Origin of the sequence: Photobacterium aphoticum (genome assembly GCF_001029435.1) — a bacterium.
In the GTDB taxonomy this organism is placed as follows: Bacteria; Pseudomonadota; Gammaproteobacteria; order Enterobacterales; family Vibrionaceae; genus Photobacterium; species Photobacterium aphoticum.
In genome coordinates this window covers 29,014-42,673 of the sequence record NZ_LDOV01000043.1, presented here as the reverse complement: position 1 = coordinate 42,673, position 13,660 = coordinate 29,014, and the positions used below count along the sequence as shown (strand labels likewise).

Annotated in this window: 11 protein-coding genes; 9 read left to right on the top strand and 2 right to left on the bottom strand. The window is 54.5% G+C overall.

Translation table 11 applies throughout. The features are described from left to right. Positions 1–184: 184 nt before the first annotated feature. From rapA to ABT58_RS20925, 3 genes are all read left to right on the top strand, one after another. Positions 185–3,103 carry an RNA polymerase-associated protein RapA gene (rapA, locus tag ABT58_RS20935; protein ID WP_047876393.1) on the top strand — a complete coding sequence of 973 codons (2,919 nt, stop codon included), beginning with the start codon at positions 185–187 and terminating at the stop codon, positions 3,101–3,103. 187 nt (positions 3,104–3,290) lie between these two features. Continuing rightward, a complete protein-coding gene (gene rluA, locus ABT58_RS20930) occupies positions 3,291–4,004 on the top strand; it encodes a bifunctional tRNA pseudouridine(32) synthase/23S rRNA pseudouridine(746) synthase RluA (protein WP_047876410.1) in 714 nt (237 codons plus the stop codon). A 67-nt stretch (positions 4,005–4,071) separates the two neighbouring features. Continuing rightward, entirely contained in the window at positions 4,072–5,025 is a 954-nt protein-coding gene (locus ABT58_RS20925; protein ID WP_047876392.1) for a D-2-hydroxyacid dehydrogenase, read from the top strand. Positions 5,026–5,208: 183 nt separating this feature from the next. Here the strand turns inward: ABT58_RS20925 and djlA are convergent, their stop codons facing one another. Then, on the bottom strand, positions 5,209–6,048 hold the full coding sequence (gene djlA / locus ABT58_RS20920) for a co-chaperone DjlA (RefSeq protein WP_047876391.1): 840 nt from the start codon (positions 6,046–6,048) through the stop codon (positions 5,209–5,211). Between the two features lie 188 nt (positions 6,049–6,236). Here djlA and lptD point away from each other — a divergent pair, with 188 nt between their 5' ends. From lptD to ABT58_RS20890, 6 genes are all read left to right on the top strand, one after another. After that, positions 6,237–8,603 carry an LPS assembly protein LptD gene (gene lptD, locus ABT58_RS20915; protein WP_047876390.1) on the top strand — a complete coding sequence of 789 codons (2,367 nt, stop codon included), beginning with the start codon at positions 6,237–6,239 and terminating at the stop codon, positions 8,601–8,603. A gap of 67 nt (positions 8,604–8,670) precedes the next feature. Next, entirely contained in the window at positions 8,671–9,975 is a 1,305-nt protein-coding gene (surA, locus tag ABT58_RS20910) for a peptidylprolyl isomerase SurA (RefSeq protein ID WP_047876389.1), read from the top strand. Further along, on the top strand, positions 9,962–10,954 hold the full coding sequence (gene pdxA / locus ABT58_RS20905) for a 4-hydroxythreonine-4-phosphate dehydrogenase PdxA (protein WP_047876388.1): 993 nt from the start codon (positions 9,962–9,964) through the stop codon (positions 10,952–10,954). Before surA ends, pdxA begins: the two co-directional genes overlap by 14 nt. Next, a complete protein-coding gene (rsmA, locus tag ABT58_RS20900) occupies positions 10,951–11,763 on the top strand; it encodes a 16S rRNA (adenine(1518)-N(6)/adenine(1519)-N(6))-dimethyltransferase RsmA (protein WP_047876387.1) in 813 nt (270 codons plus the stop codon). The genes pdxA and rsmA overlap by 4 nt, the downstream gene beginning before the upstream one ends. Before the next feature lie 77 nt (positions 11,764–11,840). Beyond that, complete coding sequence (apaG, locus tag ABT58_RS20895; RefSeq protein WP_047876386.1) at positions 11,841–12,224, top strand: Co2+/Mg2+ efflux protein ApaG; 384 nt, start codon at positions 11,841–11,843, stop codon at positions 12,222–12,224. A gap of 8 nt (positions 12,225–12,232) precedes the next feature. Continuing rightward, entirely contained in the window at positions 12,233–13,051 is an 819-nt protein-coding gene (locus ABT58_RS20890; RefSeq protein WP_047876385.1) for a symmetrical bis(5'-nucleosyl)-tetraphosphatase, read from the top strand. A 105-nt stretch (positions 13,052–13,156) separates the two neighbouring features. Here ABT58_RS20890 and folA read toward each other — a convergent pair whose 3' ends face one another. Next, entirely contained in the window at positions 13,157–13,642 is a 486-nt protein-coding gene (folA, locus tag ABT58_RS20885; protein ID WP_047876384.1) for a type 3 dihydrofolate reductase, read from the bottom strand. Positions 13,643–13,660: the final 18 nt, after the last annotated feature.

Genomic DNA, 13,660 nt, shown 5'->3' with positions numbered 1-13,660 from the left:
AGTAACATTACTCCCCTTTTTTACCGGTGCGGATTCTGGCTACACTTATATACCGACAACGTCAGCCAACACCGGCTGTTACGCTCAACCTGTTGTACGGTAATACCTTGAGTGTAGTTCAAAAATGTGAGTGCACCGGCTCGCATTCTCCTTAATTTCAAATAATTAGAAGGTTTTAACCACTATGCCATTTGCTTTGGGTCAACGTTGGATCAGTGATACTGAAAGTGATCTCGGTTTGGGGACGGTGATGGCTGTCGATGCCAGAACCGTGACACTCATGTTCTCCGCCAGTGAAGAGAACCGCTTGTACGCACGTAATGATGCGCCCGTGACCCGTGTAATGTTCAATGTCGGTGATGTGGTTGAAAGCCATGAAGGCTGGTCGCTTAACGTCGAGCGTGTCGACGAAACGGGCGGGGTCTTCACCTACATCGGTACCCGTACCGACACTGGCGAAGAAGACGTGGCACTGCGTGAAATTTTCCTGAGCCACCAAATCCGCTTCAATAAGCCACAGGACAAACTGTTCGCCGGCCAAATCGACCGTATGGATCGCTTTGCCCTGCGTTACCGCGCGCTGAAAAATCAGTACGAACAGCACAAGAGCCCGCAACGTGGCTTATGTGGTATGCGTGCCGGTCTGATCCCGCACCAGTTGTACATTGCCCATGAAGTGGGTCGTCGTTATGCACCACGCGTGCTGCTGGCCGATGAAGTGGGCCTGGGTAAAACCATCGAAGCGGGCATGATCATCCACCAGCAAGTGCTGGCGGGCCGTGCCGACCGTATCCTGATCGTGGTACCGGAAACCCTGCAACACCAGTGGCTGGTCGAAATGATGCGTCGTTTCAACCTGCACTTCTCCATTTTTGACGAAGAGCGTTGTGTCGAAGCCTTTGCCGATGCAGCAAACCCGTTTGATACTGCCCAATATGTGCTGTGCTCACTGGACTTCCTGCGCAAGAGCCGTCGTCGTTTTGAACAAGCCTTGGATGCCGATTGGGATCTGCTGGTTGTCGATGAAGCGCACCACTTAGAATGGAGCGAAGACAAGCCAAGCCGTCAGTACCAAGTGGTCGAAGCCCTAGCTGAAAAAACACCGGGCGTCCTGCTACTGACCGCGACCCCGGAACAATTGGGCCATGAAAGCCACTTTGCCCGTCTGCGCCTTTTGGATCCGGATCGCTTCTACGACTACGAAACGTTTGTCGAAGAAGAACGCCAGTATGCACCGGTAGCTGACGCGGTCTCTCGCCTGCTATCAGGTGAAACACTGGATAACGACGCCAAGAACACCTTGGTGGAATTGCTGCCAGAGCGCGACATTGAGCCGATGCTACGCATTATCGAAGCCAATGATGTGGACAGCGAGCAGCAGGAAACCGTACGCCATGAGCTGATCGACAACCTGATGGATCGTCACGGTACCGGCCGCGTGCTGTTCCGTAACACCCGTGCGGCAATCAAAGGGTTCCCTCAACGTCACCTGAACATGTACCCGCTGCCATTGCCAACCCAATACCAGACGGCGATGCGTGTCGCGAGCATGATGGGCGGCAAGATGAGCGACGAGCAAAAAGCCGTGAAACTGCTTTACCCTGAAGACATCTTCCAAGAGTTTGAGGGCGAATCAGCAACATGGTGGCACTTCGATCCGCGCGTGAACTGGCTGCTGGATATGCTAAAAGCCAACCGTCAGGAAAAAGTGTTGGTGATCTGTGCCCGTGCACAAACCGCCCTGATCCTGGAGCAAGCCCTGCGTGAACGTGAAGGGATCCGTGCCACCGTGTTCCACGAAGGCATGTCGATCATCGAGCGTGACAAAGCTGCGGCATACTTCGCCCAAGAAGAAGCGGGCGCACAAGTGCTTCTGTGTTCAGAAATCGGCTCTGAAGGCCGTAACTTCCAGTTTGCCAACCAGTTGGTGATGTTCGATCTGCCGAACAACCCGGATCTGCTGGAACAGCGTATCGGTCGTCTGGACCGTATCGGCCAAAAACGTGACATCGAAATTCATGTGCCGCACCTGGAAGGCACATCCCAGGCGCTGCTGGCACGCTGGTACAACGAAGGCCTGAATGCCTTTGAAGAAACCTGTCCGACCGGCCGTGCGATTTACGATCGCTTCAGCGACAGCCTGATCACCTTGCTGGCCAGTGACAAGCCAAGCGAAGAGGCTCTGAACAGCCTGATCGAAGACAGTGCGGCGATGCACCAGGAACTGAAAGCCAAGCTCGAGCAAGGCCGTGACCGTCTGTTGGAAATCCACTCTAACGGTGGCGACAAAGCTCAGGCACTGGTTGAGCAAATCAGCGCCAAAGACGGCGACACCAACCTGGTGACATTTGCCTTGGGTCTGTTTGACACCATCGGTCTGAATCAGGACGACAGAGGCGAAAATGCCATCGTGGTAACACCGTCTGAGCACATGATGGTGGCGAGCTACCCGGGTCTGCCATACGACGGCTGTACCATCACTTTTGACCGTGATACGGCGCTGTCGCGTGAAGATCTGCACTTTATCAGCTGGGAACACCCAATGATTCAGGGCGGTATTGATCTGCTACTGAGCGAAGGCGTCGGTACCACCGCCGTCTCCTTGCTGAAGAACAAAGCGTTGCCAGTGGGTACCCTGCTGCTGGAGCTGATCTACGTGGTGGATGCACAGGCACCGAAGCAATCCGGCATTGGCCGCTTCCTGCCAGCCACACCGATCCGTGTACTGCTGGATGCCAAGGGGAATAACCTGTCGAGCAACGTGGAATTTGAAGGCTTTAACCGTCAGCTGAGCCCGGTAAACCGCCATCTTGGCAGCAAGCTGGTGAACTCGGTACAAAAAGACATTCACACCCTGATCGCCTTTGCCGAACAAGCGGTAGAGAAAGAGCTGCACACCGTACGTGATGCGGCAAAAGCCGAGATGGAAGTGACTCTGCGCGCTGAGCTAGATCGCCTGTTGGCATTGAAAGCCGTGAACCCGAACATCCGTGATGATGAGGTGGAACTGCTGGAAAACCAGATCAACGAACTGACCGGCTACATTGCCAAAGCGCAAGTACAGTTAGACTCACTGCGTTTGATCGTGGTCAGCCACGGCTAATCAGCCCTGCGACACATCCCCTAACACGCTGACAATCACACTGAACGAACCCGCCGCCGATCTTTCGGCGGCTTTTTTATGCCTGTCATCGGCCGCCGCCTTCTCCTTATCGCACATGCGAAACATTGGGAGGGGGTCACAAGTGTGCTATTATCGCCGCCCTTCATTTCTGATGGTCAAACGCGCGATGAACAAATTACCTGAGCTTGATTACAATCCACCTAAAGATCCGTGGTTGGATATCCTTTATTTGGACGACGACATTATCGCCGTCAACAAACCTTCAGGCCTGCTGTCTAACCCCGGCCGCGATCCGGCGTTTCACGACAGTATTTTCGCCCGCGTGTTGCGTGACTACCCGGAATCCCAAATCATTCACCGTCTGGATATGGCCACATCCGGCCTTATCGTGCTGGCACTGAACAAAACGGCCGAGCGTGCACTGAAAGCCCAGTTCCGTGAACGTCAGACAGAAAAAGTGTATTACGCCCGCGTATGGGGTGAGATGGCCAACGATGAAGGCACGGTCGATCTGCCGCTGATCTGTGACTGGCCAAACCGCCCGATGCAGAAAATCTGTTTTGAAGACGGCAAAGCCTCTGTGACGCACTACAACGTAGTCGCCCGCGACAACAACACCAGCCTGGTGCGCTTGCGTCCGGTGACAGGCCGCTCACACCAACTACGTGTGCACATGCTGGCGCTGGAACACCCGATTCTGGGCGACGGTTTCTACGCCCACGATGAAGCAAAAGCCATGGCACCACGCCTGCAACTGCACGCCGCCGAGCTGAGCTTCTTCCACCCGCGTACCGGTGAGCCCATGCACCTGTTTGCGCCGTGTGAATTTTTCCCGCAGGCATCACAAAAGACTCTGCCGGATCACCATTCCAAAGGCTAAGTCTTGCTGGCTGAGGGGACGTTCGTGTTTACTGATGTACACACATTCTCAACCTCAGCCACCGCTTATGGAACACATTGTCTTTCTGGACCGGGATACCATTCCCGCCCACATCACGCTCCCCACACCCGCTTTTCCCCATCACTGGCAGGCCTATCCGGCCACCGCGCCGCAAGAGGTCGTTAAACGCTTAGCGCACGCCACCATTGCCATCACCAACAAAGTGGTACTCAACCGCGACATCCTCAGCCAATTACCACAGCTGAAAATGATCGCCATCTCGGCAACCGGCACCAACAATGTCGATCTCGATTATTGTCACCAGCGTGGCATTGTCGTCAGCAATATCCGTGATTACGCCAGTGATTCAGTTCCTGAGCACGCCCTCGGTATATTGTTTGCGCTGCGGCGTAACCTGCTCGGTTATCACCGGGATATTCAGGCCGGCCGCTGGCAGGAAACCGGCCAGTTCTGTTTTTTCACCCATCCGATCGGCGATATTCGTGGCACTACACTCGGCATCATCGGTAGCGGCAGTTTAGGCCAAGCCATGGCCACCTTAGCGCGCGCCGTGGGCATGACCGTCATTGTTGCCGAGCGCAAAGGGGCAACGACCTGCCGTGACGGGTATGTTCCGTTTGAAACCGTCTTAGCCACCGCCGATGCCATCAGCCTGCATTGCCCGCTCACCCCAGACACCCAAAACCTGATCGGTTCAGCAGAGCTCGCCGCCATGCAAGCCCATGCCATTGTGATCAACACCGGACGTGGCGGGTTAGTTGACGAGCATGCCCTTATTGATGCGCTCAAACACGGACGCATTGGCGGTGCAGGCGTCGATGTCTTTACCCAAGAGCCGGCACCTGCGGATAATCCCTTGCTCGCCCACAGTGATTTGCCGAACTTACTGCTCACCCCGCACGTGGCATGGGGATCGGACAGCGCTATTCAAACGCTGGCTGACCAACTCATTGCGAATCTCAATGCCTTTGTCGCTGGCCAGCCTCAACATCAGGTCTGAAGCTCACCCTGGCTCTGATTCTAATTTGGGTTCCAGTTCCGGTTCTGGTTCCGGTTCTGGCGCTAACGATACCCGTACTGAGCCTTATCAGAAAACGAGCATAAAAAAAGCGAGAGGCTGACCTCCCGCTTTTCGTTTTCGTACTATCTATTGGCTGACTGATGACGATAGGTAAGTGTGTACTTACTTGAAGCCTTTTTCCTTGCGAATCAGATCATAAGCGGCCTGCAACTCTTGGGTTTTCTGCTTGGCGAGCTCCATCATTTCAGGAGGTAAGCCCTTGGCCGCCAGTTTGTCCGGGTGGTGCTCGTTCATCTGCTTACGGTAAGCACGTTTGAGCTCTTGTGCAGTGGCCTCTGCGCTCACCCCCAGCACCTTGTAAGCATCCGCTAACTGATCGCGGGTCGGCGCCTGACGGAAACCGCCCTGCTGCTGGTACTGCTGATGAAAGCCACCTTGCTGGAAACGAAACGCCGCTTCCTGCATCTGCAAGCGTTGCTCTAACTGGCGCTCAGAGAAGCCCAGCATACGCGCAATCACATGCAGCAGCTGTCGTTCGCTCGGGTGCAGTGTGCCATCAGCAAACGCCGCCTGAATTTGTACTTCGAGGAAGAACTGCAACAAGTCGCTACGTCCCGCACTGGCCTGACGCACACGCACCAGCACGTCTTCCAGCGGGAAATCTTCTTCTTTGCCTTCTCGGAACGCATCTTGTGCCTGGCGGCGTGATTCGCCCTGCAAGCCCATGCGATCCATGATCGCGCTGGCCACTCGGATCTCTTCGGCCGTCACACGGCCTTTGGCTTTGGCCACATGCCCCATCACCGCAAACGCGGCATGGAAGAACGCCGCCTGACGATCGGCCTGATTACCGCCGGAGGTAAAACCGCCAAAACCGCCGCCGTAAATATTTGAACGGACTTTATCGAACTTATGACCCAAAAAGAGACCTAACAACAGACCAAACGGTCCGCCAAGGAGGAAACCAAAAAATGCCCCCAGAATTTTGCCCCAAACCTGCATTCGCTACTCTCTGGTAATTTGCTAAATTTAGAAATATTTCTACCGCGTGGAACCCGATTCCATGACGCCAAAAGATGCCGTCGGGTTGAATTTGCATTATGATAGCTGGCATTTATCGGGAATGCTTGCGAAAACCCGACCCGCAATAATACATGCACGAAAACTTTTTTACAGGAACGTTTAGTTAAATGTCATCAACCTCCCGCAGTTTATTAGCCACCATGATCAGTCTGGCACTCTTCGGTCCAGCCATGGCGTATGCAACTCCGGCCTCCCATGATGAAATCAGTGGCGACCCTGCGATCAGTGATGACACTGACGAGCTGGCCGCGATCCGTGGAGTCTGTATCGCGCCGAAAGACATGCCGGCCGATCCCAATAACGAGCCAGTAAAAGTCACCGCTGATCGCGCAGAAGCGCTCAACGAGAAGAAGGTCACCTACTCCGGTGATGTGGTCGTGCGTCAGGGTAACCGTACCGTGGCGGCCGATACCGCAACGTTCCATCAGCCAGAAAATATCGTCACCGCCGAAGGCCACGTGTATTTCCATGACGGCAGTATGGAAGTGTATTCCGATCGTGTCCAAAGCAATCTGGATACCGAAGATGCGGAGATGGATAATGCCGTCTACAACATGACCTGTGAACCCGGCCGAGGGGAAGCCGAGCGCATCGTCAAAAACGGCATCGCTTACTACCGCCTGAAAAACGGCACGTACACCACCTGTCCGCCAGGGGATCGCAGTTGGCAATTCTCGGCCACCAGCATTGAACGCGAAGCCGATTCGCCTTTTGCCGATCTCTACAATGCCCGCTTTGAAGTGGCGGATGTACCTGTCATCTACATGCCCTACCTGCGTGTGCCAGTTGGCAAAGAGCGCCTGACCGGTTTCCTGTACCCGTCTATCAGCTACGGCTCCCGTGACGGTTTTGAACTGGAAACCCCGTTCTACTGGAACATTGCGCCGAACTACGACATGACCATTACACCCAAGTACATGTCAAACCGTGGCTTACAGTTAAATTCAAAATTCCGTTACCTAACAGAGTTAGGTGAAGGTCATCTGGAAGGGGAATACCTGCCGGATGATCAGAAGGCCCCCGATGGCGATCCGCGCTGGGGCTTTAACTGGTCACACCGTGGTATCTATTCCGCCCACTGGCTATTTGAAGTGGATTACAGCAAGGTCAGCGATCCGACCTACTTCTCTGATGTGGATTCCGGTATTGGTGAACGTGAAGACAATAACCTGCTGCAAACCGCTGAAGTCTCCTACCGCGACACCAACTGGGACTCCACCCTGCGTGTGCGTAACTTCCAGCCGTTAACACTGGGTGTCTCCTCCAACTACCGCCTGATGCCGCAGTTGGACATGAACTATTACCATGACGATCTGCCTTACGGCTTGGATTTCCACCTGTACAGCCAGGCCAGCCGTTTTGAAAATGACAATCCAGATAAGCCATCCGCAGATCGTGTACACCTTGAGCCGACCCTGACCCTGCCGTACGCCACACCTTGGTGGTCGGTCACGTCAGAGGCCAAGCTGATGTACACCTACTACAACCAGGAATTTAACCCTAACAGCCCAGAGCTGATCGACAAAAACCTGGATCTGGAAAAGAACGTGTCACGTACTGTTCCGAGTATCCGTATCCACAGTGGCTTGTACTTAGAACGAGACACCTTACTGTGGGGCGAAGCGTACACCCAAAGTCTGGAACCACAAGTCCAGTACCTGTACGTAAAAGATGTCGACCAGAAGAATATCTATGACGCGTATGACACCACGTTGATGCAAACGGACTACTACGGCCTGTTCCGCGACCAGCGCTACTCCAGTGTTGACCGCATTGCCGCCGCGAACCAGTTCACTGTCGGTGCGACAACCCGTTACTTTGACAGTAACTTTGTGGAACGCTTTAACCTGTCAGCCGGCCAGATTTTCTACCTCAACGATGCTGGCCGTAACTTCGAAGACGGCAACGAAGCGAGCCCGAACTACTCGGCCACGGCGCTGGAATCTGACTTTAACTACGATGACTGGCTATTCTTCCACGGCAGCGTGCAGTACGACGCGAGCAAAAAAGATCTGCAGTTCATCAACGGTGCCGTTGAATACCGTGAAAATGCCGTCTTCAGCCAGTTGAACTACCGCTACATCTCCAAAGAATATTTGTTAGAAAATATTCAGAATGAAAGCCAGCTCAACAACTACACCGAAGACGGGATCTCACAACTCGGCTTCTCAACCGGTTTCCCGATCACAGATGGGGTAACACTGCGCGGTGACTACTACCACGATTTGACCGAGAACCAGATGCTGGAAGGCCAAATCACTCTGAACTATCGCAGTGCCTGTTGGATGATCAGCTTGGGCTACAACGAGTACCTCAAGACCCGCTCCAACGTAACCAGCAGCCCGGCAGAATATGAACAGAACTTCAGTATCTCGTTCAGCTTGCTGGGTCTAGCCGGCGTGGCACCGATTGGAGCAACCAGTGGCAATGGCAATGCGATCGGCTACGGTCGCCCGTTCTACCTAAACAACTGACAGTGTGGGAAGGCCTTGTCTTCCCGCCTCTCGCTGATACGCGCTTTGCGCAACATGGAAACGAAGAATGAAAAATTGGAAGTCTAGCTTACTCGGTCTGGCGCTATTGGGCCTTTCCGCCGGTACCATCGCCGCTCCACAGGAATTGGATCGCGTGGTCACCATCGTCAATGACAGTGTGATCCTGCAAAGCGATGTGGATGCCATGATGAAAACCGTGCGCATGAATGCCGCCGGTCAGAGCCAGCCACTACCGCCAGACAGCGTGCTGTCTCAGCAGGTCATGGATCAGTTGATCATGGAAACCCTGCAGCTGCAGCAAGCGAAACAGTTTGGTATCCGTGTCGATGATACCCGTCTGGATCAGGCCATCGCGCAAATTGCCAAAGAGCGCAAAATGACGCTCCCGCAGTTGCAGCAACTGTTGGCCCGTAACGGCATCAGCTACGCCATGTTCCGTGAACAAGTGCGCCGCGATATTACCGCCAGCGAAGCCCGTACCATTCAGGTTCGTCGCCGTATCAATATTCTGCCGCAAGAAGTGGAAACCCTGGCTAACCAGTTGAGCCAGCAAGAGCAGCAAGGCGTGCGCTATAACATCAGCCATATCCAACTGCGCTTGGAAGATGGTGCCACAGCGCAAGAGCGTGAGAAAGTGTCCGATGAAGCCAAAGAATTGGTGAAAGAGCTGAAAAAAGGCGCGGACTTTGCCAACTTAGCGTACAGCTACTCAAAAGGCCCGAAAGCCCTGCAGGGCGGTGAATGGGGCTGGATGCGCAAAGAAGAAATGCCAACCATCTTTGCCGATCAAATTACCTCACAAGGCAAAGGCGCCATCATCGGGCCTTTCCGCAGTGGTGTGGGCTACCACATTCTGAAAATCAACAGCACAGAAGGGCTGGAAACCGTGTCTGTGACCGAGGTAAATGCCCGCCACATCCTGGTGAAAACCTCAGTGATCCTGAGCGATGACGCAGCGAAGAAAGAGCTGGAAGAAGCGCGCCAAGACATTCTGTCAGGCAAACGCACCTTTGCCGATGTGGCACAAAGTCTGAGCGCGGACCCGGGCTCTGCCGCGAACGGCGGTAAGCTGGGCTGGCAAACACCGGATCTGTACGTACCCGAATTCAAGAACAAAGTGGAAAGCCTGCCAACAGGCGTGATCAGCGAACCGTTCAAAACGGTACATGGCTGGCACATTGTGGAAGTCATGGGTCGTCGTGATGTAGACCGTACCGATGCGGCGGTGAAGAACCGAGCTTACCGCATCCTGTTCAACCGTAAATTTAACGAAGAAGCCCAAGCCTGGTTGCAAGAGCTGCGTGCCGGGGCGTTCATCGAACAACCGGAAGACGCTAATGACCAAGGTTAAACGACTCGCCATCACCCCCGGAGAACCGGCCGGGATCGGCCCGGATCTCGTGCTGGCGCTGGCACAACAAGCATGGCCACACCAATTGGTCATTTGTGCTAACGCCCAGCTTATGGTAGAACGTGCAGCCCAATTGGGTTTGCCCCTGTCGGTGATCGACTATGACCCGACCCAGCCAGCGCAACCGCATCAAGCGGGCACGCTGGTGGTGGCAAACCACACGCTGGGGGCGCCCGTTGTGGCGGGCCAGCTGAACGAGCAAAACGGTCACTATGTACTGGATACCTTGCGCTATGCGGCGCAAGGGTGCCTGAGCGGCGAGTTCGCCGCCGTAGTCACCGGCCCGGTACACAAAGGCGTGATCAACCGTGCCGGCGTACCGTTCAGCGGACACACCGAGTTCTTTGCCGAACAATCAGACACTGCGCAAGTGGTCATGATGCTGGCAACTGAAGGACTGCGCGTGGCCTTGGTGACAACCCATATTCCTCTGTCAGAGGTCTCCGGGGCCATCACCACCGAACGACTGCAGCAGGTGATCCGCATTCTGCATGCCGATTTGGTCAGTAAGTTTGGCATTGCCCAGCCGAAAATTTACGTGTGTGGACTGAACCCACACGCCGGCGAAGATGGCTGCTTAGGCACCGAGGAGATCGACACAATCACCCCGGCGCTAGCACAACTTCGTCAACAAGAAGGAATGGCATTAATCGGCCCGTTACCGGCTGATACCATTTTTCAGGAAAAATACCTGGCCGACGCCGATACGGTACTGGCCATGTATCACGATCAAGGGTTACCAGTGCTAAAATTCAAAGGCTTTGGTAAATCAGTCAACATTACGTTAGGCCTGCCCTTCATCAGAACTTCAGTAGATCATGGTACCGCACTGGAACTTGCCGGTACCGGACAGGCGGACACCGGTAGCCTTTGGACAGCGCTATCGCACGCCCTTGAATTGGTAGAAAAACAAACATGAGCAGTGATCAGGTCCACCTAGGCCACCGCGCGCGTAAGCGCTTTGGTCAGAACTTTTTGAATGACCCATACATTATTGACGGCATCGTGTCCGCCATTAACCCGCTACCAGGCCAGAACCTGGTTGAGATCGGCCCGGGTCTGGGTGCGATCACAGAGCCAGTGGGTAAACTGGTCGATAAATTCACTGTGATCGAGCTTGACCGTGATCTGGCTGAGCGTCTGCGTAACCACCCGGATCTTGGCTCCAAGCTAACGATCCACGAAGGCGATGCGATGCGCTTTGACTTCACGCAGCTGATCAAAGAAAACAACAAGCTACGCATTTTCGGTAACCTGCCGTACAACATCTCAACGCCGCTAATGTTCCACCTGTTCAGCTTCCATGCGAACGTGCAGGACATGCACTTCATGCTGCAAAAAGAAGTGGTAAACCGTTTGGCTGCAGGCCCAGGTAGCAAAGCGTACGGCCGTTTAACCGTAATGGCACAATACTTCTGTAAAGTGATGCCTGTACTGGAAGTCCCACCAACAGCGTTCAAACCTGCGCCGAAAGTGGACTCAGCCGTAGTGCGTCTAACGCCATATGAAACGCTGCCATACCCGTGTACTAACCTTAAATGGCTAGACCGTGTTTGCCGCGAAGGCTTCAACCAGCGCCGTAAAACCATCCGCAACTGTTACAAAGCCCTGCTGAATGATGAGCAACTGGCTGAACTGGGTGTCAACCCAACCATGCGTCCTGAAAACCTGACGCTGGAGCAGTTTGTGTCGATGGCTAACTGGCTGGATGCCAACCACAGCAACTAAGTTGCGCTGAGCACAACACCGTTGACACACACGGGTATCAGGGTGGCCTGATACCCGCGTCAGAAAAGGATCTCACTATGACAACGCCTGTGACGCCAACGATCAAATGCCGGGTGGTCACCCATTATGTGGTCGACCAATCAGAACCGGAACAACAACGCTACGTCTTCTCCTACACCATCACCATTGCCAACCTCGGCCATGGCGACGCCACCCTCCTCAGCCGCCGCTGGCTGATCACCGATGCCAATGGCAAAAAGTTAGTGATTGAAGGCGAAGGGGTCGTCGGTGAACAACCAACTATTGCCGCCCACGACGAATACACGTACACCAGTGGCACCATCATTGAAACACCACTGGGGGTCATGCAAGGCCACTATGTCATGCAAAATGCAGCCGGTGATGAATTTATCGCTGAAATTGCCCCATTCCGTCTTGCTGTCCCGAATATTCTTCACTAAGGATTGTTATGTCGACTTATCTTGTCGGTGACATCCAAGGGTGTCTGGATGATCTGCAGGTATTACTCGATACCGCCCAGTTCAATCCCGCCCAAGACACCTTATGGCTCACCGGTGATTTGGTGGCGCGCGGCCCACGCTCGCTCGATACCTTGCGCTTTGTCCACCAACTCGGCGATCGCGCCACTACCGTATTAGGCAACCACGATCTGCATCTGCTGGCCGTTGCACACGGCATTGCCCGCAATAAACCCAGAGACAAACTCCAGCCGATCCTCGATGCCCCTGACCGCGATGCGCTCATGCACTGGCTGCGTCATCAGCCCCTGCTGGCCGAGCATCCCGAGCATGCCTTTGTCATGACCCATGCCGGCCTGCCGCCCCAGTGGACGTTAGAACAAGCCCGCGCCTACGCCCGTGAAGTCGAAGCCGTACTGCAAAGCGATCGCTACCTGTGGTTGCTGGAAAACATGTACGGCAATGGCCCGGATCAGTGGGATCCGTCCCTGACCGGCATTGAACGCTACCGTTTCATCATCAATGCGTTTACCCGCATGCGTTTTTGCTACCCGGACGGTCGTCTGGACATGGATTGCAAACTGGCACCGGAACACAGTGGTGAAGCCGGTTTAATCCCATGGTTCCAGCTAGAACGCCCTCAAATCGATAAGAAGATGATTTTCGGCCACTGGGCTGCCCTGATGGGATACGAAGACGAAAACGTCATAGGGTTAGATACAGGCTGCGTATGGGGCAATAGCATGACCTTGTTACGCTGGGAAGATGGGGCGCGCTTTGAACATGCCTGTCCGATCCATGCAGACTGAGCCCCGTCCACGATACGAGTGACATACCTCATCACACGCACAGATAGACAAAAGGCTTGCCACAACGGCAAGCCTTTTTCTTATGCATGACGCACAGCACCCCAATTATGCCATGCGTTCCAAAATCACGAAGCGCATGTCATGGGCATTTTTCTCATCCGCCGCATAGGTTTCACTGTGCACTTCCTGCCAGTCATCGCCCCATGCCGGGAAGCGGGTATCCCCGTCCACATCCGCATCAATGAAGGTCAGGTACAAACGATCGGCGAGTGGCAAACACGCGCTGTAGATCGATCCGCCACCGATGATCATCAGCTCATCCACCGCGCCGGCTGCCACTTTGGCCGCATCCAAACTCGGCACCACAGTGATCCCATCAGCCTGATAATCAGCATTGCGGCTGATCACAATGTTGTGGCGGCCAGGCAACGGGCGACCAATGGACTCATAGGTTTTTCGCCCCATCACCACCGGCTTTCCCATGGTCACTTGTTTAAACCACGCAAAGTCGGCCGGTAAGTGCCACGGCATCGCATTGTCTTTGCCAATCACACGTTCATGGGCCATTGCGGCTACCATACTGATTTTCATCTGATCTTCCCCCGTCTT

Coding starts and splice junctions, on each gene's coding strand:
- rapA (WP_047876393.1), top strand. CDS start 185: ATGCCATTTGCTTTGGGTCAACGTTGGATCAGTGATACTGAAAGTGAT.
- rluA (WP_047876410.1), top strand. CDS start 3,291: ATGAACAAATTACCTGAGCTTGATTACAATCCACCTAAAGATCCGTGG.
- ABT58_RS20925 (WP_047876392.1), top strand. CDS start 4,072: ATGGAACACATTGTCTTTCTGGACCGGGATACCATTCCCGCCCACATC.
- djlA (WP_047876391.1), bottom strand. CDS start 6,048: ATGCAGGTTTGGGGCAAAATTCTGGGGGCATTTTTTGGTTTCCTCCTT.
- lptD (WP_047876390.1), top strand. CDS start 6,237: ATGTCATCAACCTCCCGCAGTTTATTAGCCACCATGATCAGTCTGGCA.
- surA (WP_047876389.1), top strand. CDS start 8,671: ATGAAAAATTGGAAGTCTAGCTTACTCGGTCTGGCGCTATTGGGCCTT.
- pdxA (WP_047876388.1), top strand. CDS start 9,962: ATGACCAAGGTTAAACGACTCGCCATCACCCCCGGAGAACCGGCCGGG.
- rsmA (WP_047876387.1), top strand. CDS start 10,951: ATGAGCAGTGATCAGGTCCACCTAGGCCACCGCGCGCGTAAGCGCTTT.
- apaG (WP_047876386.1), top strand. CDS start 11,841: ATGACAACGCCTGTGACGCCAACGATCAAATGCCGGGTGGTCACCCAT.
- ABT58_RS20890 (WP_047876385.1), top strand. CDS start 12,233: ATGTCGACTTATCTTGTCGGTGACATCCAAGGGTGTCTGGATGATCTG.
- folA (WP_047876384.1), bottom strand. CDS start 13,642: ATGAAAATCAGTATGGTAGCCGCAATGGCCCATGAACGTGTGATTGGC.